This is a genomic window from Acinetobacter sp. (genome assembly GCF_036666595.1).
Lineage (GTDB): Bacteria > Pseudomonadota > Gammaproteobacteria > Pseudomonadales > Moraxellaceae > Acinetobacter.
In genome coordinates this window covers 1-825 of record NZ_JAVWVO010000059.1, presented here as the reverse complement: position 1 = coordinate 825, position 825 = coordinate 1, and the positions used below count along the sequence as shown (strand labels likewise).

At 33.8% G+C, this 825-nt stretch carries 2 protein-coding genes; both read left to right on the top strand.

Features of this window, described 5'->3' with window-relative positions; genetic code table 11:
• On the top strand, nucleotides 1-477 hold a 477-nt coding region (locus RR876_RS16720), incomplete at its 5' end, for a type VI secretion system baseplate subunit TssF (RefSeq protein ID WP_332637161.1).
• On the top strand, nucleotides 441-825 hold a 385-nt coding region (locus tag RR876_RS16715), incomplete at its 3' end, for a type VI secretion system baseplate subunit TssG (protein WP_332637160.1). The genes RR876_RS16720 and RR876_RS16715, both read left to right, overlap by 37 nt.

The window sequence follows — 825 nt, the reverse complement described above, 5'->3', positions numbered from 1 at the left end:
AGTAATTTGGCACGGTATGCTCTTATTTTAAAAAGACCAACGCCATCTTATTCTTTTGCTCAAAATAAAAAGGAGCAATGGCGCATTATTTCTCATCTTTCACTCAATACTTTGTCATTAATGAAAGGAGATGCCATCAGTCATATTAAGGAGCTTTTAGAGCTGTATAATTTGCCTAAATTAAAAGAAAACCATCTCATTATTGATTCTATTAAAAAGATTGATTTTTCTTTGACGCAAAAATTGATAGAAGCCAAACCTTTTCCTTTATTCGTGCGTGGCGTGAAGGTGAATTTATCCATTGATTCACACATTTTTAGGGGACACAGCCTCTATATTTTCACTCAACTTTTAAGTCATATTTTTAGTTTAAAAGTTCAAATGAATAGCTATGTCGATCTGCTCGTAAGAGATTCAAATACACAACAGGAGTTATACCAATGCGTACAGAACGTTGGTGGCAAGAAGCTTCTGTAATTGATGATTTGATGACAAGGCCTACATCTTATGCGTTTATTCAGGCGACACGTTTGTTGCGACACATACCTGATTCACCGAAAACACGATATTGGGCGAATGATTTTAAATTCTATAGTTCTTTAAATCTTAATTTTCCTGTTTCTGAAATTGAAACACTCAAGTTTGAAAAAGAACAGATCCATTTAACCAATTTAATGGTCGGTTTAACTGGAATGCAAGGTACTTTGCCTTATACCTATACCCATAAAATTAAACAAAGTGGTCGTCAACAAAAAGTAGAAACTATTCATTTTCTAGGTTTATTTAATCACAAATTGACGGCGCAATATGTAGATGCGAGTTTAG